A 23617-nucleotide genomic window follows, 5' to 3' on the forward strand; every position below is an offset into this window, starting at 1 on the left:
GAGCGGTGGCGCCGGCGGGGCGCGCTACCGGATTTCACGCGGCACCGGCAATAATGCCGGTTGCCTCCGTCACCCTGCCTGCATGACCGCCCGCGAATCCCGTATCAGCCGCCTGTGGGCACATGAGAAGGCCAGCTACGGGCTGCGCGTGTTCATCGCCCTGGCCGCCGCGATGGCCGCGTGCTGGCAGCTGGATGCGCTGAGCGCGCTGCCCGGCGTGTTCCTGGGCATCATCGCCAGCGCCATCGCCGAAACGGACGACAACGCCTGGGGACGCACCAAGGCGGTACTGCTGTCGCTGCTGTGCTTCTGCCTGGCCGCCGCCGCGGTGATCTGGCTGTTCCCGTGGCCGTGGCTGTTCATCGCCGCGCTGGCCGTGGCCACCTTCGGCCTGACCCTGCTCGGCGCCCTGGGCGAGCGCTACGCCTCGATCGCCCAGGCCACCGTCACCCTGGCCATCTACACGATGATCGGGCTGGAACAGCATGGCAGCAGTGACCTGCGCACCGCGCTCGATGCCGTCAGCCACCTGCTGGCCGGCGCGGCCTGGTACGGCCTGCTGTCGATCCTGTGGACGGCCCTGTTCGCCAACCGTCCGGTGCGCGAACGGGTGGCCCGGCTGTACCTGGAACTGGGCCGCTACCTGCAGTTGAAGGCCGCCCTGTTCGAGCCGGTACGCGAAGCCGACCTGCAGCGCCGCCAGCTGGACCTGGCCGAGCAGAACCGGCAGGTGGTGGAAGCACTCAATGCCGCCAAGGCGGCCATCCTGGCCCGCTTCGGCCGCTCCGGCCGGCCCGGGGTCAATTCCGGCCTGTACCTGCGCCTGTACTACATGGCCCAGGATTTCCACGAGCGCGCCAGTTCCTCGCACTACCCCTATGGCTCGCTGGTCGATGCGTTCTTCCACAGCGATGTGCTGTACCGCTGCCAGCGCGTGCTGGCGCTGCAGGGCGATGCCTGCGCGCGGCTGGGCGAGGCGATCCGCCTGCGCCGACCGTTCGTGTACGGCCAGGACAACCGCCAGGCCGGGCGCGACCTGGTCGATTCGATGGCGTTCCTGCGCGACCAGCAGCGCCCGCAGTGGCGGCGCCTGCTGGCCTCGCTGGACCTGCTGGTGCACAACCTGCAGAGCATCGAGCGCCGCCTGCTCGATGCCGAGCGTTCCGATGCCAGCCTGGACAACGTCGACACCCGCCTGCGCGACAGCAACCCGCATACCCTGCGCGAAATGGGCGTGCGCGTGCGCCAGCAGCTCACCCCCGGTTCGGTGCTGTTCCGCCACGGCCTGCGCATGGCGGTGGCGCTGGTGGCCGGCTTTGCCGCCATTTCGCTGGTGCACGCGCAGAACGGCGCCTGGGTGCTGCTGACCATCGTGTTCGTGTGCCGGCCCAGCTTCGGTGCCACCCGCCAGCGCCTGGCCCAGCGCATCGCCGGCACGCTGATCGGCCTGCTGTTCACCTGGGCGCTGCTGCAGCTGTTCCCGCAGCTGCATGTGCAGCTGCTGCTGGCGCTGCTGTCGGCACTGCTGTTCTTCTTCACCCGCGCTGACCGCTACCTGGTGGCCTCGGCGGCGATCACGGTGATGGCATTGACCTGCTTCAACCTGATCGGCGATGGCTTCGTGCTGATCGTGCCGCGCATGGTCGATACCCTGCTGGGCTGCGCGATCGCCGCTGCCGCTGCGTTCCTGGTCCTGCCCGACTGGCAGGGGCGGCAGCTGCATGCCGTGCTGGCCCGCGTGCTGGACACCGCCGCGCGCTACCTGGATGCGGTGCTGGGCCAGTACCGCAGCGGCATGCGCGATGACCTGGCCTACCGGATCGCCCGCCGCGACATGCACAACGCCGACGCGGCGCTGTCCACCGCACTGTCGAACATGCTGCGTGAGCCCGGCCACGTGCGCCGCAACCTGGATGCCGGCTTCCGCTTCCTGGCACTGTCCAACACCCTGCTCGGCCATCTGTCGGCGCTGGGCGCGCACCGCGACCAGGTGGACAGCTATGCCGGTGATCCGCTGGCCCTGGCCGGTGGCGAACGTGTCGAGCAGAGCCTGCAGCAGCTGGGCGCCGCCCTGGCCCGGCGCGAGACCATCGCCGAGGCCGGCATCGAGCAGGACCGGGCCCTGGCCGAGCAGCTGGAACAGCTCGACGATGACATGCCCCCCAAGCTGCAGCTGATCCGTACCCAGATGGCGCTGGTGCTGCGCCTGCTGCCGAAGCTGCGCGCGGCCGCCAACGAGGTCGTGCGCACGCTGGCCTGAGCCCTTCGCCGTGCCGGTCGCGCGGCACCCGGATGGCACCACGGGATGCTAGGCTGCGCCGGTCCGCAAGGAGGTTCCATGTCCGGTCACAACCAGTTCGCCCTGCTGCGCCAGCGCCGCTTCCTGCCGTTCTTCATCGTGCAGGCGCTGGGTGCCTTCAACGACAACGTGTACCGGCAGGCCATCATCGGCCTGTTGTTCTACCTGGGCGTGTCCGATGAGCAGCGCTCGCTGTACACCACGCTGGCGCCGGCCATCTTCATCCTGCCCTATTTCCTGTTCTCCGCCCTGGCCGGGCAGATCGCCGACAAACTGGAAAAATCGCGGCTGATCGTGATCACCACCACCATGGAGATCGTGATCATGTCATTTGCGGCCATCGGGTTCATCACCGAGAACCTGCCCTTCCTGCTGGTGGCGCTGTTCTGCACCGGCATGCAGTCGACCCTGTTCGGCCCGGTGAAGTACTCGGTGCTGCCCTCGGTACTGAAGCCGGAGGAACTGACCGGCGGCAACGGCCTGGTCGAGATGGGCACCTCCATCTCGATCCTGTCGGGCATGATCATCGGTGGCTCGGTGTTCCTGCTGGCCGGCAGCCATGGCCCGATCGTGGCGGCAACGGCCGTCATCGCGCTGGCGATCTGCGGCAACCTCGCCGCGCGCATGATTCCCAAGGTCGATGCCGGCGACCCGGACCTGAAGATCAACTGGAACCCGCTGCCCGAGTCGCTGGTGGTGCTGCGCATGGCGCGGCAGCAGAAGGCGGTGCGCAACGCCATCCTCGGCGTGTCCTGGTTCTGGTTCGTCGGCACCGTGCTGACCTCGCAGCTGCCCAACTACGCGCTGGCCAACCTCGGCGGCGAGCCCAAGCTGTACCTGTTCGCGCTGGCACTGTTCTCGGTGGGCACGGGCGTCGGCTCGCTGCTGTGCGAGAAGCTGTCGGCACGCACCGTGGAAATCGGCCTGGTGCCGCTGGGTGCGTTCGGCATGACCGCCTTCCTGCTGGACCTGTATTTCGCCCGCACCGGCGAAGCGAGCGTGCAGAACCTGGGGGTGCTGGCCTTCCTGCAGCAGCCGGGCAGCGTGCGCATCGTCATCGATCTTGTCGGTATCGGCCTGTTCACCGGCGTGTTCGTGGTGCCGCTGTTCGCGCTCATCCAGAGCCGCACGCCGAAGGCACAGATGTCGCGCGTGTTCGCCGCCCTCAACATCCAGAATTCCGGTTTCATCGTCGCCGCGGCGCTGCTGTCGCTGGCCGCGCACCAGCTGCTGCACTGGTCCATCCCGCAGCAGTTCCTGGCGCTGGCCATCGCCAATGCCATCGTGGCCCTCTACATCTTCACCATCGTCCCCGAATTCCTGATGCGCTTCCTCAGCTGGGTGATGGTGCGCACGCTGTACCGGCTGCGGCCGCAGGGCATCGAAGCCAACGTTCCTGACGAAGGCGCTGCCCTGATCGTGTGCAACCACGTCAGCTACATGGATGCGCTGATCCTGTCGGCAACGATTCCACGGCCGGTGCGCTTCGTCATGTACTACAAGATCTTCAACATCCCGGTGATGCGCTGGATCTTCCGCACCGCCAAGGCGATCCCGATCGCCGGTGCGCGCGAAGACCCCGCCCTGATGCAGCGCGCGTTCGACGAGGTCGATGCGGCACTGGCCGAGGGTGAGCTGGTCTGCATCTTCCCCGAGGGCGCGCTGACCCGCGACGGGCAGATGGCGCCGTTCAAATCCGGTGTGGAAAAGATCCTGCAGCGCCGCCCGGTGCCGGTCGTGCCGATGGCCCTGCGCGGCATGTGGTCGAGCATGTGGAGCCGGCGCGACAGCCGCCTGGGGCGCATGCGCGTACCGCGCCGGTTCCGGGCAACGGTGGAAGTGGTCGCCGCCCCGGCACGCCCGGCGGCCGGTACCGATGCCGCCCAGCTGGAAGCCCAGGTGCGGGCATTGCGTGGCGACCACGCCTGACCCCGTCATCTGCCGTGGCCAGCACCCGGTCACCCCGGCTGTCAATGGCATCATCAGGCCGAACGCGGCTGAAAACGCATACATTCGACCTTTGTTGCGGTAGATTACGCTCCGGAAAGGGGGAAGGCCCGCCGTGCCCACGCACGCGGCCACCACGGAAGGGAGTCTGGCTTTGCATCAACCACCACCACTGAGCGGCCCATCGGTCCATGTCCCCAACCATCTGGTCTGGGCGATCCTGACGACGCTGTTCTGCTGCCTGCCACTTGGGGTGGTGTCGATCGTGTATGCCGCGCAGGTCGATGGGTACCGGGCAGCCGGTGACCTGCCTGCCGCCTACGCGGCGTCGCGCAAGGCGGGGTGGTGGGCGGTGGCTTCGGCCATCGCGTTGCCGATCCTGTTGCTGTTGTGGTTCGGGCTGTTCGGTGGCCTGGCGATGCTGGGCGCGCTTTCCAACCATTGATCCATCCATCACCACCCATGAAGGAACTTGAACCATGAACACCGCCACTCCGCAGGTCCCCAACAACCTGGTCTGGGCCATCCTGAGCACCCTGTTCTGCTGCCTGCCGCTGGGCATCGTCTCGATCGTCCATGCCGCCCAGGTCAACGGCAAGCTGGCCGCCGGCGACGTCGCCGGTGCGCGTGATGCGTCGGAAAAGGCCAAGAAGTGGGCCATGTGGTCGGCCATCACCTCCATCGTGCTGATCGTGCTGTACTTCATCTTCATCCTGGCCGTCGGCGGCCTGGGTGCGCTGAGCGGCACCCACTGATGGCACCGTGCAGGGCCCGGCCATGGCCGGGCCCTGCCCTGACATGTCCGTCCCCGTCCTGCCCGCACGGCTGAGCCGCTGGCTGCCCCTGGCCACCGCGACCGGCCTGGCTGCCGGCGCCGCGCTCGTGCTGCGCCACGTCAATCCCTACACGCCCGGCAACCCGCTGCCGAGCTGCCCGCTGTATGCACTGACCGGCCTGTACTGCCCGGGCTGCGGCAGCACGCGCTGCCTGTATTCGCTGGTCCATTTCGACCTGCCCGGCGCGATGGCGATGAACCCCCTGCTGGTCATCAGCCTGCCGTTGCTGCTGCTGATGCTGCTCAACATGGCCGGTATCCGGCCACGCCTGCTCGACCCGCTGATGCGGGTGCTGGCCAGTCCCACGTTCTGGCTCTGGCTGCTGCCCGGTTACGCGCTGCTGCGCAACCTGCCATGGCCGCCGTTCACGGCGCTGGCACCGGCCTAGCCCCCATGCCGCACGCGGGCAGCGGTGGCGGCCGGCAGGACCCGGGTTTACGTCACCCAGCCGGCCAGCACCAGCAGGGCCACCACCGCCAGCCACAGCAGCAGCATGCGCCACACCAGGCTCATCGCATCGCGCAGGTCCGGCAGGCGCTGCCACACCGGCAACATGCCCGCCTCGGTGTAATCGTGCGCATCCTCGCGCAGCTCGGCGTTGACGCTCGCCCGCGCCACGGCCCCGAGGAAGTCGATGCTGCCGGCCAGCCGCTCACCGTGGGCCTGCCGCCATGCCTTCCAGGCGGTATCGAAGTTGCCCACCAGCGCCATTGAGAACGCCATCAACTGGGCCACCGGCCACTCGATCCAGCCCAGCACCCGCTGCGCCATCGCCAGCGCCTCCATCGGCACGCGTACCCGCAGCGGGCTTTCGGCCATCAGGGCCAGCAGCCGGTAGCCCAGCGCCCCTACCGGCCCCAGCAGCAGGAACCAGAACAGCACCGCGAACCAGCGGCGCAGCGCGTTGAGCAGGGTCGCTTCCACCAGTGACGGCACATCCTCGCGCAGGCTGCCGCCGGCGGCCTGCAGATGGGCCACGGCCGCGTGCCGGGTCGGGGCGTCATCGGCATCGATCACCGCTTCCACGTCGCGGTCCAGGTCACGTGGGCCCCAGCACCAGGCCAGCACCCCCACCCCCAGCAACAGGCCGGGCAACCCATACAGCCGGTCATGCAGCAGGCCCTGCAGGGCCCCCATCAGCAGCAGTGCGGGAAGCAGCGCCAGCACGGCCCCCCCCGGGCTGCGCCATGCACGGCCACCGTGCGCATCCAGCCAGCCCAGCCAGCGCCGGAAACCGCCGAAGCGGCGCAGCGATGCGGCGGCGGCCGGGGCGACATGGCCCAGGGCCAGTGCCACCAGCACGGCGACCAGGGTGGTGAACATGGCAGCTCTCTCCTGCACTGAGGACGTTCAGCGCCGCTACCTTACCGGGCGCAGCGCTGCCATCACGGGTAGGGCCTACTCTACCGGGCCGCGTGTTCAGGTGGCGGCAACATTGCCACCGGGCTCAGCCGCGCTGCTGCCGGTACCAGTGCTCGATCAGGCTGCGCGAAATCGAAATGGGCGGCGACAGCACGATGCCTTCACCGTCATCGGCGACATCCCGCGCCAGCGCCGCGCCCACCTCATCGGCGGTGAACCAGCGCGCATCTTCCAGCTCGCCATCCACGGTCGGCACGTCATCCAGCGCCTGCGCGCGGAACCCGACCATCAGCGCGCCGGGAAACGGCCACGGCTGCGACCCCAGGTACTGGCTGGCAGTCACCCGCACCTTGCTTTCCTCGTGGACTTCGCGCGCCACGGTCTGTTCGAAGGTCTCGCCCGGCTCGACGAAGCCGGCCAGCACCGAGTACCGGCGCGGGGGCCAGCTGGCCTGGCGGCCCAGCAGCAGGCGGCCCTGGTTTTCCACCGCGACGATCACCGCCGGGTCCACGCGCGGGTAGTGTTCGGTGGCGCACTGCTGGCAGCGCCCGACGAAGCCACCGCGGGCGAACTGCACCGCACCGCCACACACGCCGCAGAACCGGGTGCGGGCATGCCAGTAGGACATGCCGCGTGCATAGCTGAAGGCGCTGGCATCGGCCACCGGCCACAACAGCGCGGCCTGGCGCAGGTCCAACCGGCGCGGCGCACGGACGGTCACCGCCGCCGCTTCCACCGAGAACCACGCCTGGTCGCCACGCAGGCCGAGGAAGATGGCCGACCCCGGCCCGCCCCCCACCGCGCTGCCGGTCAATGGCAGCGGCTGGTCGTCATCACCGACGAAGGCGGTACCGTCCTGGTCCAGGACAAGAACGCGCGCCTGCGGCCACAACCGCGACAATGCATCGGCATCGTTGCGCAGGGCATCAGCGCGCTCGAGCGGTTCGCCCACGAAGGCGAAACCGGACAGCGACGAAGAAGTATTGGGCATCGGCAAAGCGTGCGCCGAATCAACCGCAGTGGCAAGCCGCGAGCGTGGCGATGGTGATGCACCACACACGCCGCGCAGGGCCCATGCCCCGCGCGCTGCCTGCTTACATGCTGAAGCTGCTGCCGCAGCCGCAGGTGGTCTTCGCGTTCGGGTTGCGGATGACGAACTGCGCGCCGGTCAGGCTTTCGGTGTAATCCACTTCCGCGCCCATCAGGTACTGCAGGCTCAGCGGATCGACCAGCAGGGTCACGCCGCTGGTCTGTACCGCCAGGTCATCCTCGGCGCGGTTCTCGTCGAACTCGAAGCCGTACTGGAAGCCGGAGCAGCCGCCGCCCTGGATGTACACGCGCAGGGCGAGGGCAGCATTGCCCTCGTCCGCGATGAGTTCCCTCACCTTGGCCGCGGCGGCTTCGGTGAAGTTCAGGGGACGGTCCAGCGACTGGTAGTCAGGCGCGGCAGCCGGGGTGCCGGGCAGGGAAACGAGCGTGCTCATGCTGCCATGCATGGGGGCGGCCGCAGGGCCTTTCAAGCCATCGCTTCGGCGAGCTTGCGCCGCGCCGCCGTATCGGCCTTGCCGTCGCCGTCCTCGGTGCTGTCCGGGGCCGGCAGCGCCGCGACCGGGGCGCTGGCGTGGATCAGGCGCCCGTTCAGCTGGGCACCGGCGTTCATCTCCACCACCTGGTAGTGGACATTGCCGTTGACCCGCGCGCTCGGGGTCAGCTCGACCTTCTCCGTCGCATGCACATCGCCGTCCAGGCGGCCGCTGATGACCACCACGTGGGCGCGGATCTCCCCTTCGATGACACCGTGCTCGGCCACCGTCAGGGTGGCGGCGCTGGCGCCTTCCTGGGCGATCACCTTGCCGTGGATGCGGCCTTCCACGTACAGGCCACCACTGAATTCGACATCGCCGCGGATGACGACCTGGTTGCCGATCAGCGCATCGACGACCAGCTGGCCGTCACGGTTGGACTTGCTGTTTCCGAACATCTGCCTACTCCCCATTGCTGGCCGGCGCACCGGCCTGTTTCCAGTCGAAGACCTGGGCGGTGCCCCCCGCACCCGTCCCCAGCGAAACCCGCACGCGCTGCGGGGTGAAACCAGCCGGCAGGATCACGCTGCCGGTGAGCTGCTGGAAGTACCGGAAGGAATAATCCTGCCCCGGCACCTTGCTGCGCTGGTGCAGCTCGTCCCAGCTTATCGTGGCCAGTTTGCCGTTCTTCACGCCTTCCACGGTGAAGCGCATCTGCCCCTGGCTGATGGCCCCGCGGTTGAGGTTCTGGGTCAGCACGGCGGTGTACTGCCAGGTGCCGCCGGTTTCCGGGCTGAATTCGATGGAATGGGTGTTCAGGCCCTTGCGCTGGCTGGTGGAACCGACCAGGCGTTCATAGAAGGCCACGTCCGCGCGCAGGCTGGCGATTTCCTCGTCACGCTCGGACAGGGTGGCCTGCACCTCGGTGTTGGCCGCGCGGCTGATGCGGTCGGAGGCTTCCAGCGTGGCCTGCTTCTGGCGCAGATCGGTCAGCTGCTGCTGCAGCGTGTCCGCTCGCTTCTCGGCGGCCTGCAGGCGCTGGCCCTGCTCACCACGGGGGGCGGAGAACCAGCAGCCCCCCAGCGTGGCCAGGACCAGGCTGAGCAGCCAGATACCGGCCACCACCAGATAACGGCGGCGGTCGACGGGAGCGGCCGGACGCCCGGGCAGGCGGATCTGGACACGCGGTGGGGTGCGGTTGTTCATGGGTAGCTTCCGTGGCATCGCAGCGCGATACCCTCACGGCCCCTGTGGCAAACGACGGGCTAGTGTAAGACAGGATGCCGGCCATTCCGTGGGCCGTTCGGCACGGGGACGATGGCGTTCAGGCGCGCCTTGCCCGATAGTGGGCGCTCCCGCCCCCGTTACGCTCCTGCTGGAGCACGCCATGACCGACGCCCACCTGTTCGTGATCGGCATCCTGCTGGCCTGGCTGGCCGGCATCCGTGTCTACCTGACAGTGTTCGGGGTCGGCCTGGCCGGACTGCTGGGCTGGGTCGAGCTGCCACCGGCGTTGCAGGCCACCGAATCGTGGTGGGTGCTGGGCACCTCTGCGGCCCTGGCCGTGGCCGAGTTCTTCGCTGACAAGATTCCCGGGGTGGATTCGATCTGGGACCTGCTGCAGACCCTGGCGCGGGTCCCGGCCGGGGCGTTCCTGGCCGCAGCGACCCTGTCCCCGGACGGCGACCTCGGCACGGGCGCGCTGCTGGCCGGTGCGGGCGTGGCACTGGCCAGCCACGGGCTGAAAGCCGGCACCCGGGCCCTGCTCAATACCTCCCCGGAACCGGCCAGCAACTGGATGGCCTCCGCTGCCGAGGACACCGTGGTGGTGGGCGGGCTGGCGCTGGCGCTGGCCCACCCCTGGATCGCCCTGGCCGTGGTGCTGGCCTGCAGCCTGGCCGGCGCGCTGCTGGTCTGGCTGGCCTGGCGCACCGTCTGGAAGGGCGTGCGCTGGTTGTCCGGTGCTGGCAGCAGCGACAAGCGCGGACACGCTCACAACGGCTGACGGCAGCGCTGCCGCATAATGGCCGCGACGACCGGGAGCTTTGATGGCCGCATACGATTCCACCGCCGGCGCGCGCGCCACGCGCGCCGAAACACCCCCCGCCGACCACTGGCAGCGCTGGGCCCCGCCTGCGGCCCCGGCCAGCCCCCCGGCGGCGGCCACCGCGACGGCACCGGGCCTTCCCCCCACCCTGCCCGCGGCAGCCACGCCGGCCACCGCGCTGGCCGTCGGCATCGGCAACGAGGCCGGCAACAGCGACGATCCGCCCCCGCAGGCCGACTCCCCCTACCGCGTGCTGATCGTGGAGGATGACCGGGCCCAGGCACTGTTCGCGCAGAGCGTGCTGCATGGCGCCGGCATGCAGGCCATCGTGGTCGGCGATGCCGACGGCGTGCCCGCGGCGATCAAGGAGCACCGTCCCGACCTGATCCTGATGGACCTGCACCTGCCCGGCATGGACGGCATGCGGCTGACCGCGATGATCCGCCAGCAGCCGGGCCTGCAGCTGCTGCCCATCGTGTTCCTGAGCGGCGATCCGGACCCGGAACGCCAGTTCGAAGTGCTCGACTGCGGTGCCGACGACTACCTGAGCAAGCCGATCCGCCCGCGCCACCTGATCGCCGCCGTGGCCAACCGCATCCGCCGCGCCCGCGCGCAGGCGGCCACCCTGCCCGGCGCCAGCGGCGTACCGGCGATGAGCAACCCGGAAACCGGCCTGCCCACCCGCCACCATGTGCTGCAGCAGCTGGGCACCGCCCTGATGCACCATGACCGCGGCGGTGTGTTCTTCATCGAAGTAGCCAGCGCGCTGGGCCTGCGCGAGCGCTTCGGCTACGCGGCGTTCGAACGGTTGATGGTGCAGGCCGGGCAGCGGCTGGCCGAAGCCGGGCACCCGCACCTGCTGGCACGCCTGAACGACAACAGCTTCCTGCTGCTGGCGCGGGGCCTGGAGGACGATGCGCTGGACGATACCGCGCGGACGCTGCGCGAGGAGCTGTCCACGCACGCCTTCATCATCCGCGACGACGAATCGGTCCATCTGCGCGGGGTCGTGGGCTATGCGCCGCTGGGCCCGGCCTTCGCCGATGCGGCGGCAGTGCTGGAAGCCGTGGAACGCACCACGCTGCAGGCCCGCCTGCTGAGCAGTGGCGTGGCCAGCCACGTGCACCGCGCCGCCGCCACCGAACAGGAACACCTGGCCCTGCTGGAGGGCCAGCTGGAAATGGCCTACCAGCCCATCGTCGCCGTTTCCGGCGGTGGCAGCGCCCAGTACCAGCTGCTGCTGCGCCTGCGCCAGGCCGACGGCACGGTGCTCAACGCCGGCCAGGTGATCCCGGCCGCCGAAGCGGCTGGCCGCATTGCCGACCTGGACCAGCAGGTGATGGAACATGCCCTGGGCCTGCTGGATCTGTACCGCCATGCCACGCCGCCGCTGCACCTGTTCGTTTCGCAGTCGCTGCGCACCCTGCAGCGCGGTGCCTTCGCCGACTGGCTGCTGGAATCGCTGCAGCAGCGCGATGTCGCCGGCAGTGCACTGGTGATCGATGTCCGCCTGCCCGACGCACTGATCCACGCGGTCACGCTGCAGCAGGTCTGCCAGCGCCTGGCGGCGACCGGCGTGCGCTTCTGCCTGAGCCAGTTCGAACCCGGTGGCGATGCCAACACCCTGCTCACCCAGTTGCCGTTGGCATTCGTGCGCCTGGCCGCACGGTTCTCCAGCCCCCACGCCAACCCGGGCACCCGCGAGGAACTGCGGCGGGCGATCGAAGCAGCGCACGCCGCGGGCATGCAGATCATCGGCCAGCAGATCGAAGATCCGCAGGCCGCAGCGGCCATGTGGGTCGGCGGTGTCGATTTCATCCAGGGCAACATGGTGCAGTCGGCCGGCAGCGACCTGAACTTCGACTTCCACAACGCGGTGCTCTGAATGGGCGCCACGGCGGTGCTGCTGCCGGGTGCGCTGGCCCTGGCGGCCGCTGCGCTGCTGCTGGTCACCCTGCGGCTGCGTATACGCAGCCGGCAGCTGCACAGCGAGCAGGCCCGGGCCCGTGCGCTGGCCGGCGAACGCGATGCCCTGGCCAGCGAGCGCGATGCGCTGCGCGCCACCACCGAGCGCCAGGGGCAGCTGGAACAGCAGCTGCTGCAGGCCAAGCAGGTGGCCGAGGCGGCCGCCATGGCCAAGGGCGAATTCCTGGCCACCATGAGCCACGAGATCCGCACGCCGCTCAACGGCATCCTGCCGATGCTGGAACTGGTGGCCCGCGGGCCGCTGCATGACGACCAGCGCCAGATGCTGGCCACCGCGTCGGCCAGTTCGCAGCAGCTGCTGCGCATCGTCGATGACATCCTGGATTACTCGCGGCTGGAAGCGCAGGCGCTGGAACTGGAAATCACCAGCTTCAACCTGCGCGACCTGCTCGATGGCGTGGTGCAGCTGCTGCAGCGTGCGGCCGAAGCCAAAGGCCTGGCCCTGTCACTGCAGCTGGACCCGGCCGTGCGCCTGCCGGTGCGCGGCGATCCGGTGCGCCTGCGCCAGGTACTGAGCAACCTGCTGGCCAACGCCATCAAGTTCACCGCCCGCGGCCAGGTGCAGTTGCGCGTGCAGCGCCTGGGCGAGGGCACGGCGCACCACCAGCTGCGCTTCGAGGTGGCCGACACCGGCATCGGCATCGAACCGGCACTGCAGGCCCGGCTGTTCCAGTCCTTCAGCCAGGCCGATGCCTCCACCACCCGGCTGTATGGAGGTACCGGGCTGGGCCTGGCCATCTGCCGCCGCATCATCGACCTGATGCGCGGCCACATCGGCGTGCAGTCCACGCCCGGCCAGGGCGCGACCTTCTGGTTCGAGATTCCGCTGCTGAAGGTTCCCGGCGATCGCGCGGCGCTGCCCGTGCTGCCGTCACGGCTGCTGCTGCTGAGCGACGACGCACGGCTGGCTGCACGAGTGCAGCGCGTGGCCGAACACCATCTGTTGCAGGTACAGCCGGTGACGGCCACGAGCGAGGCACTGCAGCTGCTGCGCGGGGCGCCATTGCCCGGGCAGGGGCCACTGGCGTGGGTGCTGCTGGATGCACGCTGCCTGCCACACGGCGACGCCGCCCTGCAGCGTGCACTGGCCACGCGCAGCGACGGCCGCCTGTCCGTCCTGTGGCTGCACGCGCCGGCAGAGGGGGATACGCCCACCGACGGCCAGCACCGCTGGTGCGACGCCGGCACCGATGCCGCGCTGCATGCGCTGCTGGCCCCGCCCGCGCCCCCTGCGCCGTCCCTGCCGGCCCCATCGGCACCGGTGCCCGTGGACTGGCCGGCACTGGGCCTGCGCGTACTGCTGGTGGAGGACAACGCGGTCAACCGTGCCGTCGCCGAAAAGCTGCTGGCACTGCTCGGCTGCAGCGCGCAGGTGGCCAGCGATGGCGTACAGGCGCTGGCCGCGCTGCAGGCCGGTGGCCACGATGTGGTGCTGATGGACTGCCAGATGCCGGTGCTGGACGGTTACGCCGCCACGCGCCAGTGGCGTGCGCAGGAAGCCGCCGCGAACCTGCCACGGCTGCCGGTCATCGCCATGACCGCCAACGCGATGGCCGGTGACCGCGAACGCTGCCTGCAGGCCGGCATGGACGACTACCTGTCCAAACCCATCCCGCTGGCCACGCTGTACGCGCTGCTGGCACGCCACGGTGCCACGCCTGGCAGCGCCGAGGTGGCGGCCGCCGTCCCCCGGCCCACGGCGCCGCCGGTGCCCACGGCGGCAGCAAAACTGCCGGTGCTGGACGCCAGCGTGCTGCAGGAGCTGCGCGACACGATCGGTGACGCCGCCCGGCACATCATCACCGTGTTCCTGGACGACACCCCGCGGCAGGTCCAGCAGCTGCAGGAAGCGGCCCGGGTGCAGGACAGCACGCGCCTGGCCGCGCTGGCGCACAGCCTGAAGTCATCCAGCGCGAACGTAGGGGCTTCGGCCCTGTCGGCCGTGGCGTTGCGCATCGAAAAGGATGCGTGCGAGCAGGGCGGGCAGCGCTCGACCGTGGCGGTGGCGCTGCTGGTGGCCGAATTCGCCCGCGTGCGCGTGGCCCTGGCCGGCTGGCTGGCCGGACAGGGCGGCAACGCCGGCGCGTGATTCAGTCTTCCAGCTTGCTCAGCAGGTACTTCGGCTCGCCGATGCGCTCGATCAGGTCCAGCTGGGTTTCCAGCCAGTCGATGTGCTCTTCTTCCGAATCGAGGATCTTCACGAACAGCTGGCGGCTGACGTAATCGCCAACCGAATCGGCATAGGCTACCGCATCGCGCAGGGTCACCACCCCGTCGCGCTCCAGCGCCAGATCGCACTGCAGGATCTCGGTCGGGTTTTCGCCGATGCGCAGCTTGCCCAGCGCCTGGAAGTTCGGCAGGCCCTCAAGGAACAGGATGCGGTCGGCGAGCATGTCGGCATGCTTCATCTCGTCGATCGATTCCTTGTACTCGTGCTCGGCCAGTTCCTTGATGCCCCAGTTCTTCAGCATCTTGGCATGCAGGAAGTACTGGTTGATCGCGGTCAGCTCGTTGTAGAGGACCTTGTTGAGGAATTCGATGACTTTGGCGTCGCCCTTCATGGCGTGCTCCTGCGCAGAGTGAACGCGCGCACTGTAGCGCCTTGGCGGCGGCGATGAAGGAACGCGAATCGTGCGCATTGGCCTGTGCAGGCCGCAGCGCGGGGCCCCTGCGGGCTCAGGCGGCCTGCAGGCCCAGTACCGGCAACGGCAGCTCGTGGGTGTTGCGGGCCTTGGCCAGCAGTTCGCCGGCCATGTCCAGGCACGAACCACAGGTGGCACCACAGCCGGTACGCATGGTCAGCTCGGCCACCGACGTGACGCCATGGCTGGCGGCTTCGCGGATCTGGTGGTCGGTGACTCCGTTGCAGATGCAGACGTACACAGGCGGGAACCAAGGCGTGCAGGCCGGGACTGGCCTGTGGCTATTCCAATGGAAACGAGAATGGTTGTCAATCAAAGCCCTGAACCATTCTCGATACCGTTCAGCCAGTCAGCTCGCCGGCCCATCCCCCTGCGCTTTTTTCGGCCAGTAACCACGGGTGCGCGGGCGCTTGCGTGGCCGCTCATGGCCGGCCGCGTGCCCAGGCATCCAGGCTTCGGCAGCGCTCTTGGGCATGGCGGTGACGCCCTGCCCGGCCACCCCGCGCGCCAGCGGCGCCAGATGACGCAGGGCACGCGCGTAGACGCCACGCTTGAACATCACCACGTGCTCCACCGGGTACCAGAAGTCCACCCAGCGCCAGTGGTCGAACTCCGGCGTGTCGGTATGGTCCAGCCGCACATGGGATTCATCCCCGGTCAGGCGCAGCAGGAACCAGACCTGCTTCTGTCCGATGCAGACCTGGCGTTCATTGCGGCGGATGGCACGCGCCGGCAGCTTGTAGCGCAGCCAGCCCGGCGTTGCCCCCAGCACTTCCACGTGCTCGGGCAGCAGGCCGGTCTCTTCCTGCAGTTCGCGATACATGGCCTCGACCGGGGTCTCGTCGGTGTTCATGCCACCCTGCGGGAACTGCCAGCCATCCCGGCGCACACGGCGTGCCCAGAACACCTGACCGTCCTGCCGCATCAGCACGATGCCGACGTTCGGTCGATAGCCGTCCGGATCGATCACGATGCGGACTCCTAAAAAAATCTACTGTCAGGGACTATCCCATGCCACCTGTCGGCCCACAAGCGCGGCACAAAAGTGTTGACAGGCCCTGTACACATCAGCAGAATAGCGGGCTCACCAAGGCTATGTAGCTCAGCCGGTTAGAGCACAGCACTCATAATGCTGGGGTCGGTGGTTCGAGTCCACCCATAGCCACCACGCTGAAGTTGTTTTTCAACGTGAAAATGTGAGATAATAGCAGTTCGCGACATTGCCCCGTCGCCAAGCGGTAAGGCACCTGACTCTGACTCAGGCATTCGGTGGTTCGAATCCATCCGGGGCAGCCAAATTAAAAGAAAAGGCCCGATCGAAAGATCGGGCCTTTTCTTTTAATCCGGTCACGCATTCCACCTGATCCCCGCGCCCGTCGGCGCACACCCTTGAACATCAAAGGGGTTGCCCTCCAGAGAGAAGGCGGAGCCGGATCTCTTTCCGCAGGAAAGAGCCGATCCCCAAACACCAGAACGACAAAAGCCCGGCCGAAGCCGGGCTTTTGCGTTTCCAACCCGCGGGCTCCCAAAGGAGCCCAACCAGGCGCGGTAGATCAGCGCTTGGAGAACTGGGTGGCGCGGCGGGCCTTGTGCAGACCGACCTTCTTACGTTCGACTTCGCGGGCGTCGCGGGTCATGAAGCCGGCCTTGCGCAGCTCGGACTTCAGGCCTTCGTCGTACTCGACCAGCGCACGGGCGATGCCCAGACGGATCGCACCGGCCTGGCCGGTGGTGCCGCCGCCGGAAGCGGTGACCAGGATGTCGAAGCTTTCGGTGTTCTTGGTCAGCTCGAGCGGCTGGCGCACGATCATGCGCGCGGTCTCACGGCCAAAGAACTCGTCCAGCGGACGGCCGTTGACGGTGATGTTGCCCGAACCCTTGCGCAGGAACACGCGGGCGGTGGAGGACTTGCGGCGGCCAGTGCCGTAGTTTTGAGTGATAGCCATGATTAGATATCCAGAACCTGCGGCTGCTGTGCGGCGTGCGGATGCTCAGTGCCGGCGTAGACCTTGAGCTTGCGGTACATCTGGCGACCCAGCGGACCCTTCGGCAGCATGCCCTTGACGGCGATCTCGATCACGCGCTCCGGGTGGCGCTCCAGCGCCTGGGCCAGGGATTCGGTCTTCAGGTTGCCGATGTAGCCGGTGAAGCGGTGGTACATCTTGTCCTGCAGCTTCTTGCCGGTGACGGCAATCTTTTCTGCATTGATGACGACCAGGTAATCGCCGGTATCGACGTGCGGGGTGTAGACCGGCTTGTGCTTGCCACGCAGGCGGCGGGCCAGCTCGGTGGCCAGACGGCCCAGGGTCTTGCCCGAGGCGTCAACGAGGTACCAGTCGCGCTGGACGGTCTCGTTCTTTGCGGTGAAAGTGCTCATAAAGAACTCTAGGTAGGTCGGGCTCATTGCGGCGATGGGCTGCCGGAACTCTGCCACGCGTTGTGAAAAGGTGAAGCGCAAGAGGCGGGATTGTAGTCGCCCCCGGGGCCGGGTGCAAGTTCGCCCCCGGCCCGGGTTGGCAGGGGCGCCGGGGAAGGCCAGAATCGTGGGCTACCCGCCCCACCCCGTACCGCCATGACCGCGCTCCGCCAGACCACCCCGCTGGACCACCTGCTGACCGAGGCGCAGCGCGCCCTGGACACGGTGTTCGGCAATCCGCCGGCCAGCCGCCCCTACCCCGCCAGCGACGCCGCCGAACCGGGCATGGACAGCACCGAGCGCCGCCACGCCGCCGGCCTGATGCGGATCAACCATGTCGGCGAAGTCTGCGCACAGGGCCTGTATTTCGGCCAGGCGGCGGTGGCCCGTGACCCGGCCACGCGCGCGCACCTGCTGGATGCGGCCCAGGAAGAAACCGACCACCTGGCCTGGTGCGCCACCCGACTGGGCGAGCTGGACAGCCGGCCGAGCCTGTTCAACCCGCTCTGGTACGCCGGCAGCTACGCGATCGGCACCCTGGCCGGCCTGCGCGGCGACGGCTGGAACCTGGGCTTCGTGGTGGAAACCGAGCGCCAGGTGGAAGCCCACCTGGACGAGCACCTGGAAACCCTGCCGCCGGGCGACCTGCGCAGCCGCGAGGTGATCAAGGTGATGAAGGAAGACGAGGCCCGGCACGCCGAGCACGCCCAGCAGGCCGGCGCGCGCCGCCTGCCGTTCCCGATCCCCGGCGCGATGGCACTGGCATCGAAAGTGATGAAGACCATCGCCTACCGGGTCTGAAAGGGCGCCGGGCCTGGCCCGGCGCGGCCGCCAACGCGGCCGCCGCCCTGCAACACGGGGGTCAGTTCGGCGAGACCAGCTTCAGGCCGATCACGCCAGCCACGATCAGGGCCACGCAGCCCAGCCGCGCCGGCGAGGCGCTGTCGTTGAACAGGAAGATGCCCAGCACCGCCACGCCCAGCGCGCCGATGCCGGTCCAGATGGCATAGGCGGTGCCGACCGGAATGGCCTTCATCGCCTGGCTCATCAGGTACAGGCTGATCAGGGCGGAAATGACCGTGGCGACGGTCGGCAGGGGCTTGCTGAAGCCATCGGAGTACTTCATCCCGATGGCGAAGCCGATTTCGAACAGGCCGGCCAGCAGCAGGTAGATCCAGGGCATGGGTGGGGGCTCCTTACCTTGTTGAACAGAAACAAAACGGCCCGGTGTTTTCACACCGGGCCGTGGGTCGGTACATCACCGTGGAACGCCACGCATGGCGCAATGTTCCACAGGGCGGGTCGTCCCGCCTGGGTGGCGATGCCCGGGGGCATCGCGCACGGGGCTTACTCGGACAGGTTGCGCCCGTGGAACAGCTCTTCGATCTCGCGCTTGAGCAGCGCTTCGATCTTCATGCGTTCCTTGAACGACAGGTTCTTGGCCTTTTCCTCGAACAGGTACTGATCCAGGTCGAAGTCCTTCAGGTGCATCTTCGTGTGGAAGATGTTCTCCTGGTAGACATTGACGTCGAACATCTCGTAACGCGACTTGATGTTCTTGGCCAGGAAGTTCTGGATCGAGTTGATCTTGTGGTCGATGAAGTGCTTCTTGCCCTTCACATCGCGGGTGAAGCCACGGACACGGTAGTCCATGATCACGATGTCCGACTCCAGGCTCTCGATCAGGTAGTTCAGGGCCTTCAGCGGCGAAATCACGCCACAGGTAGCCACGTCGATGTCCGCGCGGAACGTCGCGATGCCTTCCTGCGGGTGGGTTTCCGGGTAGGTATGGACAGTGATGTGGCTCTTGTCCATGTGCGCCACCACGGCATCGGAGATCAGCTCCTTGCCCGCCAGCTTCTTGTCGATCACCGGTTCTTCGGAGATCAGGATCGTCACCGAGGCACCCTGCGGATCGTAGTCCTGGCGGGCCACGTTCAGGATGTTGGCACCGATGATCTCGGCGACATCGGTCAAGATTTGAGTCAGCCTGTCGGCGTTGTACTCTTCATCGATGTATTCAATGTAACGCTGACGCTCCTCTTCGGTGCGCGCGTAACACACGTCATAGATGTTGAAGCTCAGCGCCTTGGTGAGGTTGTTGAAACCCTGCAGCCTCAGGCGAGGCAACGGCTTGACCACGGCGGTCGATTCCTGTGTGAGAAGGGAAAGGGGGAATTATGGGGCAAACTGCCCCCGGGGGGAACGTGAAGACGCTTGGCTTCTGGCACACTGTTTGCCCTTAACAATTGCGCTGGTTAAGCTCCGCTATCGACCTCGTGATCCCGTTCATGCGCAGAGGGAGCGCCCCTATCGTGTCAACCGTGCGCCTTGCTAGCAGCCCATTGGCCCTGGACATCGCTACCATCGACCGCTTCCTGGCCCACAGCCACCGGCGTCGATACCCCACCCGGACCGATGTCTTCCGGCCCGGCGACCCGGCCGGAACGCTTTATTACGTGATCAGCGGGTCCGTTTCGATCATGGCCGAGGAGGATGACGACCGCGAACTGGTGCTGGGCTACTTCGGTGCCGGCGAGTTCGTCGGCGAAATGGGCCTGTTCGTGGAATCGGACCGGCGCGAGGTCATCCTGCGCACCCGGACCGCCTGCGAACTGGCCGAGATCAGCTACGAACGCCTGCACCAGCTGTTCCTGGGCCCGCTGTCGGCCGATGCCCCGCGCCTGCTGTACGCGCTGGGCCAGCAGATCTCCAAGCGCCTGCTGGACACCAGCCGCAAGGCCAGCCGCCTGGCGTTCCTGGATGTCACCGACCGCATCGTGCGCACCCTGCACGACCTGGCGCAGGAGCCGGAGGCGATGAGTCACCCGCAGGGCAGCCAGCTGCGCGTGTCGCGCCAGGAACTGGCGCGCCTGGTCGGCTGCTCGCGTGAAATGGCCGGCCGCGTGCTGAAGAAGCTGCAGACCGACGGCCTGCTGCATGCCCGCGGCAAGACCGTGGTGCTGTACGGCACCCGTTGAGCCACCGGTACCCGCCGGGCCATGCCCGGCGGCTTCACCACGGCGCGACGCGCCATCGCATGCCCCGCACCCCCGCATCCGCTAGGCTCGGGGCATGGAACTGAGCAGCGAATTCTGGTGGTTCATCCTGATCGGCATCGGCGCGCAGCTGGTGGACGGCGCCCTGGGCATGGCCTTCGGGCTGGTGTCCTCCTCGGTGATGCTGGCCATGGGCATCCCGCCCGCACAGGCCAGCGCGGCCATCCATACCGCTGAAGTCTTCACCACCGGTGCCTCGGGCGTATCGCACCTGGTCGCGGGCAACGTAGACCGGCGGCTGTTCGTGCGGCTGGCCCTGCCCGGCGCGCTGGGTGGCGCAATCGGCGCCTACGGGCTGACGCAACTGCCCGGCGAGGTGATCCGCCCGCTGATCTACCTGTACCTGCTGGTGCTGGCCATCATCATCCTGGCCCGTGCCGCCGGCCGGCTGATGCCCAAGAGCGAAGTGAAGCGGGTGCCGGTGCTGGGCCTGGTGGCCGGCTTCCTGGATGCCAGCGGCGGCGGCGGCTGGGGCCCGGTGGCCACCTCCACCCTGCTTGCCCGGGGCGGCCAGGCCCGCACGACCATCGGGACCGTGAACGCCGCCGAATTCGTGGTCACGTTGACGGTTTCGGCGACGTTCCTGCTGTCGATGGGGCTGCAGCACCTGCAGATCGTCGCCGGCCTGCTGATCGGCGGCATGATGGCCGCGCCGATGGCGGCCCTGCTGGTGAAGCGCCTGAAGGAGCGCTGGGTGCTGGTGGCGGTGGGCCTGCTGGTGCTCGGCATCAGCCTGTTCCAGATCGGCCATGCGGTGTACGGGCACCTGTACCGCTGAAGCATCCCCTGTAGAGCCGAGCCATGCTCGGCTGACGGCGCACGGATACCGCAACGAAGCGCAGCCGAGCATGGCTCGGCTCTACAACAGGCTCGGGTCAGGCCTTGTCGCCGCCCCGGTCGACGCAGCCCCAGTTGAGGATGCGGGTACCGGCCGGCAGCACGCGGCGGAAGAAATCCACCTTGGACGGCTTCGGGTTCACCACCACCGGCGCCTTGGCCGCCAGCAGCAGCGGCAGGTCGGCGGTGCTGTCCGAATAGGCGATGTCGATGTCGCCATAACCGCGCTCGCGCAGCATGCGCATCTTCTCTTCGTTGTGGCAGTGCCGGGTCGGGCCGACCCCGCCCAGGCGCGGGCCGACCTCGGTGCCGATCACCGGCACGTCCTGGTGGGCCACGAAGGCCAGGATGGCGCGGGCCAGCTCCGGCGGCGCGCCGGTGGCCACCACCACGCGGTCGCCCTTGGCACGGTGCGCGGCGAACACCGCCAGCGCCTGCGGCAACAGCTTGGCGCGCATCTGCGCTTCGTTGCGGATCACGTAGGCATCGATCACCCGGTTGAACTCACGGGCGCGGTGCAGGCCGAAGCTGCCGATCCAGACATAGACAGAGATGCCCGCACGCCGGGTCGGCAGCATCGCCACCATCGGCCCGGCGATCGGGGTGACCAGCAGCGCGGCCAGCATGCGCAGCGGGTTGCGCTTGATGAGCGAGGCGAACAGGTGGGTGCCCGAATCGCCGTCATACAGGGTGTGGTCGAAGTCGAAGACCACCAGCGGCGCATCCTGGCGCGGCGTCGGATAATGCGTTTTCATGCCGGGAAGAATAGCTGACGCAGGCCCTCGCCCGGTTCTTCCACGCGCATGAAGGCCTCGCCGACCAGGAAGGCATGGATGCCGGCATCGCGCATCAACGCCACGTCCTGTGCGCCCAGGATGCCACTTTCGGTCACCAGCAGGCGGTCGCGCGGCACCGCATCGCGCATGGACAGCGTGGTCTGCAGCGAGACCTCGAAGGTGCGCAGGTTGCGGTTGTTGATGCCGATCATCGGTGCCGGCACCTGCAGGGCACGTTCCAGCTCGTCGATGTCATGCACTTCCACCAGCACGTCCATGCCCAGCGACAGCGCCAGCTCGGACAGGGTGGCCAGCTGCGTATCGTCCAGCGCGGCCACGATCAGCAGGATGCAGTCGGCACCCAGCACGCGCGCCTCATAGACCTGGTAGGGGTCGATGACGAAATCCTTACGCAGCACCGGCAGCGTGCAGGCCTCGCGGGCCTGCTGCAGGTAGGCATCGGCGCCCTGGAAGAAGTCCACATCGGTCAGCACCGACAGGCAGCTGGCGCCACCGAATTCGTAGCTGACGGCGATGTCGGCCGGGCGGAAATCCGGGCGGATCACGCCCTTGGAGGGGCTGGCCTTCTTCACTTCGGCGATCACCGCCGCCTCGCCATTGGCGATGGCCGCCTGCAGCGCGCGCACGAAGCCGCGTACCGGCGGGGCCTCGGCCAGCGCGGCCTGCAGCTGTTCGAGCGGGCGCTGGGCACGGCGCTGGGCCACTTCTTCGGCCTTGCGGGCCAGGATCGTCTGCAGGATATCGCTCATCGTCGTCGGGTCGGTGCGGGGGCGGTGAGGGCGACCATTATCGGCCACCGGGCGGGAGAGGCTGAACCGGGCGCTCAGGCAACCAGCGCGCGGGTGGTGTCCACATACTGCTGCAGGCGGCTGCGGGCGCTGCCATCGGCCAGTGCGGCACGGGCGCGGGCCAGGCCATCGCCGATGTCGCTGGCCACCCCGGCCACGTACAGCGCGGCACCGGCATTGAGGGCCACGATATCCAGCGCCGGGCCGGGCTCGTTGTCCAGTACGGCGCGCAGCATGGCAATGGATTGTTCCGGGCCGTCGACGCGCAGGTTACGGCTGGCCGACATGGCGATGCCGAAGTCCTCCGGGTGGATCTCGTACTCGCGCACGCGGCCCTCGCGCAGCTCGCCGACCAGGGTGCCGGCGCCCAGCGAGATCTCGTCCATGTTGTCGCGGCCCCAGACCACCATGGCGCGCTCGGTGCCCAGCTCGCGCAGCACGCGCGCCTGGATGCCGACCAGATCCGGGTGGAACACGCCCATCAGCACCGACGGCGCGCTGGCCGGGTTGGTCAGCGGGCCGAGGATGTTGAAGATGGTGCGCACGCCCATTTCGCGCCGGACGGGAGCCACCACCTTCATCGACGGATGGTGGATCGGCGCGAACATGAAGCCGATGCCGGTACGCTCGATGGCCGCAGCCACGTGCTCGGGCTGCAGCTCGATCACCGCGCCCAGTGCCTCCAGCGCATCGGCGCTGCCGGACTTGGACGACACGCTGCGGTTGCCATGCTTGGCCACCCGCGCGCCGGCGGCGGCGGCCACGAACATCGCGCAGGTGGAGATGTTGAAGGTGTGCGAGCCATCGCCACCGGTGCCCACGATATCGACCAGGTGGGAGGTATCGGCCACCGGCACTGGCCGGGCGAATTCACGCATCACGGTGGCCGCCGCGGCGATCTCGTCCACGGTCTCCTTCTTCACGCGCAGGCCGGTCAGGATGGCCGCGGTCATCATCGGCGACACGTCACCGCGCATGATCTGCCGCATCAGGTCGACCATTTCGTCGAAGAAGATTTCGCGGTGCTCGATCGTGCGCTGCAGGGCTTCCTGGGGGGAGAAGCTCATCGGAATGCTCC

General features: G+C 68.2%; 26 protein-coding genes and 2 tRNA genes. 13 read left to right on the plus strand and 15 right to left on the minus strand.

The genetic code is table 11. The features are described from left to right. The first annotated feature begins 82 nt into the window (after positions 1–82). The 5 genes from yccS (at position 83) to Q9R17_RS06520 (ending at position 5470) form a co-directional block, all read left to right on the plus strand. On the plus strand, positions 83–2260 hold the full coding sequence (gene yccS, locus Q9R17_RS06500) for a YccS family putative transporter (RefSeq protein WP_308157614.1): 2178 nt from the start codon (positions 83–85) through the stop codon (positions 2258–2260). A 78-nt stretch (positions 2261–2338) separates the two neighbouring features. After that, entirely contained in the window at positions 2339–4228 is a 1890-nt protein-coding gene (locus tag Q9R17_RS06505; protein ID WP_308157615.1) for an MFS transporter, read from the plus strand. 172 nt (positions 4229–4400) lie between these two features. Next, positions 4401–4691, plus strand: coding sequence for a CD225/dispanin family protein (locus Q9R17_RS06510; RefSeq protein WP_308157616.1), 291 nt, complete (start codon positions 4401–4403; stop codon positions 4689–4691). A gap of 34 nt (positions 4692–4725) precedes the next feature. Beyond that, positions 4726–5001 carry a CD225/dispanin family protein gene (locus Q9R17_RS06515; RefSeq protein ID WP_308157617.1) on the plus strand — a complete coding sequence of 92 codons (276 nt, stop codon included), beginning with the start codon at positions 4726–4728 and terminating at the stop codon, positions 4999–5001. Between the two features lie 43 nt (positions 5002–5044). Continuing rightward, a complete protein-coding gene (locus tag Q9R17_RS06520) occupies positions 5045–5470 on the plus strand; it encodes a DUF2752 domain-containing protein (protein WP_308157618.1) in 426 nt (141 codons plus the stop codon). 47 nt (positions 5471–5517) lie between these two features. Here Q9R17_RS06520 and ampE read toward each other — a convergent pair whose 3' ends face one another. From ampE to Q9R17_RS06545, 5 genes are all read right to left on the minus strand, one after another. Continuing rightward, entirely contained in the window at positions 5518–6405 is an 888-nt protein-coding gene (gene ampE, locus Q9R17_RS06525; RefSeq protein WP_308157619.1) for a regulatory signaling modulator protein AmpE, read from the minus strand. A gap of 124 nt (positions 6406–6529) precedes the next feature. Beyond that, the gene (nudC, locus tag Q9R17_RS06530; RefSeq protein ID WP_308157620.1) at positions 6530–7435 is read right to left on the minus strand and encodes an NAD(+) diphosphatase; all 906 of its coding nucleotides are present in this window, start codon (positions 7433–7435) and stop codon (positions 6530–6532) included. A 103-nt stretch (positions 7436–7538) separates the two neighbouring features. Next, positions 7539–7928 (minus strand): iron-sulfur cluster insertion protein ErpA, encoded by a 390-nt coding sequence (gene erpA / locus Q9R17_RS06535; protein ID WP_308157621.1) that lies wholly within the window; start codon positions 7926–7928, stop codon positions 7539–7541. Positions 7929–7960: 32 nt separating this feature from the next. Beyond that, entirely contained in the window at positions 7961–8425 is a 465-nt protein-coding gene (locus Q9R17_RS06540; protein ID WP_308157622.1) for a polymer-forming cytoskeletal protein, read from the minus strand. 4 nt (positions 8426–8429) lie between these two features. Then, on the minus strand, positions 8430–9173 hold the full coding sequence (locus tag Q9R17_RS06545) for a DUF6776 family protein (protein ID WP_308157623.1): 744 nt from the start codon (positions 9171–9173) through the stop codon (positions 8430–8432). A gap of 181 nt (positions 9174–9354) precedes the next feature. Here Q9R17_RS06545 and Q9R17_RS06550 point away from each other — a divergent pair, with 181 nt between their 5' ends. From Q9R17_RS06550 to Q9R17_RS06560, 3 genes are read left to right on the plus strand one after another with little or no spacing between them, the layout of a single operon-like run. Further along, positions 9355–9972, plus strand: coding sequence for a DUF4126 domain-containing protein (locus Q9R17_RS06550; protein WP_308157624.1), 618 nt, complete (start codon positions 9355–9357; stop codon positions 9970–9972). Positions 9973–10015: 43 nt separating this feature from the next. Then, entirely contained in the window at positions 10016–11899 is a 1884-nt protein-coding gene (locus Q9R17_RS06555) for an EAL domain-containing protein (RefSeq protein WP_308157625.1), read from the plus strand. Further along, positions 11900–14089 (plus strand): ATP-binding protein, encoded by a 2190-nt coding sequence (locus tag Q9R17_RS06560; protein ID WP_308157626.1) that lies wholly within the window; start codon positions 11900–11902, stop codon positions 14087–14089. Position 14090: 1 nt separating this feature from the next. On the opposite strand, the gene bfr is transcribed toward Q9R17_RS06560, so the two are convergent. The 3 genes from bfr to Q9R17_RS06575 all read right to left on the minus strand — a co-directional run bounded on the left by bfr (position 14091) and on the right by Q9R17_RS06575 (position 15612). Next, positions 14091–14561, minus strand: a complete 471-nt coding sequence (gene bfr, locus Q9R17_RS06565) for a bacterioferritin (RefSeq protein ID WP_308157627.1) — start codon at positions 14559–14561, stop codon at positions 14091–14093. Between the two features lie 115 nt (positions 14562–14676). Next, positions 14677–14883 (minus strand): bacterioferritin-associated ferredoxin, encoded by a 207-nt coding sequence (locus Q9R17_RS06570; RefSeq protein ID WP_308157628.1) that lies wholly within the window; start codon positions 14881–14883, stop codon positions 14677–14679. Positions 14884–14991: 108 nt separating this feature from the next. Further along, entirely contained in the window at positions 14992–15612 is a 621-nt protein-coding gene (locus tag Q9R17_RS06575; RefSeq protein ID WP_308157629.1) for an RNA pyrophosphohydrolase, read from the minus strand. Between the two features lie 121 nt (positions 15613–15733). On the opposite strand from Q9R17_RS06575, the gene Q9R17_RS06580 reads away from it, so the two are divergent. Continuing rightward, a tRNA-Met gene (locus Q9R17_RS06580) sits at positions 15734–15810 on the plus strand. A 53-nt stretch (positions 15811–15863) separates the two neighbouring features. After that, positions 15864–15938, plus strand: a tRNA-Gln gene (locus Q9R17_RS06585). A 257-nt stretch (positions 15939–16195) separates the two neighbouring features. On the opposite strand, the gene rpsI is transcribed toward Q9R17_RS06585, so the two are convergent. After that, entirely contained in the window at positions 16196–16588 is a 393-nt protein-coding gene (gene rpsI, locus Q9R17_RS06590; protein WP_308157630.1) for a 30S ribosomal protein S9, read from the minus strand. Positions 16589–16590: 2 nt separating this feature from the next. Next, positions 16591–17019, minus strand: coding sequence for a 50S ribosomal protein L13 (rplM, locus tag Q9R17_RS06595; protein ID WP_308157631.1), 429 nt, complete (start codon positions 17017–17019; stop codon positions 16591–16593). Positions 17020–17214: 195 nt separating this feature from the next. Between rplM and coq7 the strand changes: the two genes are divergently transcribed. Then, the gene (coq7, locus tag Q9R17_RS06600) at positions 17215–17859 is read left to right on the plus strand and encodes a 2-polyprenyl-3-methyl-6-methoxy-1,4-benzoquinone monooxygenase (protein ID WP_308157632.1); all 645 of its coding nucleotides are present in this window, start codon (positions 17215–17217) and stop codon (positions 17857–17859) included. A 61-nt stretch (positions 17860–17920) separates the two neighbouring features. On the opposite strand, the gene sugE is transcribed toward coq7, so the two are convergent. Together sugE and speD are read right to left on the minus strand one after the other, a co-directional pair. Next, positions 17921–18241, minus strand: coding sequence for a quaternary ammonium compound efflux SMR transporter SugE (gene sugE / locus Q9R17_RS06605; RefSeq protein ID WP_308157633.1), 321 nt, complete (start codon positions 18239–18241; stop codon positions 17921–17923). Positions 18242–18405: 164 nt separating this feature from the next. Then, positions 18406–19200, minus strand: a complete 795-nt coding sequence (gene speD / locus Q9R17_RS06610) for an adenosylmethionine decarboxylase (RefSeq protein WP_005411315.1) — start codon at positions 19198–19200, stop codon at positions 18406–18408. 149 nt (positions 19201–19349) lie between these two features. Between speD and crp the strand changes: the two genes are divergently transcribed. Both crp and Q9R17_RS06620 read left to right on the plus strand, forming a co-directional pair. Further along, positions 19350–20039, plus strand: a complete 690-nt coding sequence (crp, locus tag Q9R17_RS06615; RefSeq protein ID WP_010482649.1) for a cAMP-activated global transcriptional regulator CRP — start codon at positions 19350–19352, stop codon at positions 20037–20039. Positions 20040–20133: 94 nt separating this feature from the next. Then, positions 20134–20895, plus strand: coding sequence for a sulfite exporter TauE/SafE family protein (locus Q9R17_RS06620; RefSeq protein WP_308157634.1), 762 nt, complete (start codon positions 20134–20136; stop codon positions 20893–20895). Between the two features lie 97 nt (positions 20896–20992). Here the strand turns inward: Q9R17_RS06620 and Q9R17_RS06625 are convergent, their stop codons facing one another. From Q9R17_RS06625 to trpD, 3 genes are all read right to left on the minus strand, one after another. After that, positions 20993–21709 carry a haloacid dehalogenase-like hydrolase gene (locus Q9R17_RS06625; RefSeq protein WP_308157635.1) on the minus strand — a complete coding sequence of 239 codons (717 nt, stop codon included), beginning with the start codon at positions 21707–21709 and terminating at the stop codon, positions 20993–20995. Continuing rightward, the gene (gene trpC / locus Q9R17_RS06630; RefSeq protein ID WP_308157636.1) at positions 21706–22500 is read right to left on the minus strand and encodes an indole-3-glycerol phosphate synthase TrpC; all 795 of its coding nucleotides are present in this window, start codon (positions 22498–22500) and stop codon (positions 21706–21708) included. Before trpC ends, Q9R17_RS06625 begins: the two co-directional genes overlap by 4 nt. A 74-nt stretch (positions 22501–22574) precedes the next feature. Next, positions 22575–23606 (minus strand): anthranilate phosphoribosyltransferase, encoded by a 1032-nt coding sequence (trpD, locus tag Q9R17_RS06635; protein ID WP_308157637.1) that lies wholly within the window; start codon positions 23604–23606, stop codon positions 22575–22577. Positions 23607–23617: the final 11 nt, after the last annotated feature.

It is taken from the genome of Stenotrophomonas sp. 24(2023), assembly GCF_030913365.1.
In the GTDB taxonomy this organism is placed as follows: domain Bacteria; phylum Pseudomonadota; class Gammaproteobacteria; order Xanthomonadales; family Xanthomonadaceae; genus Stenotrophomonas.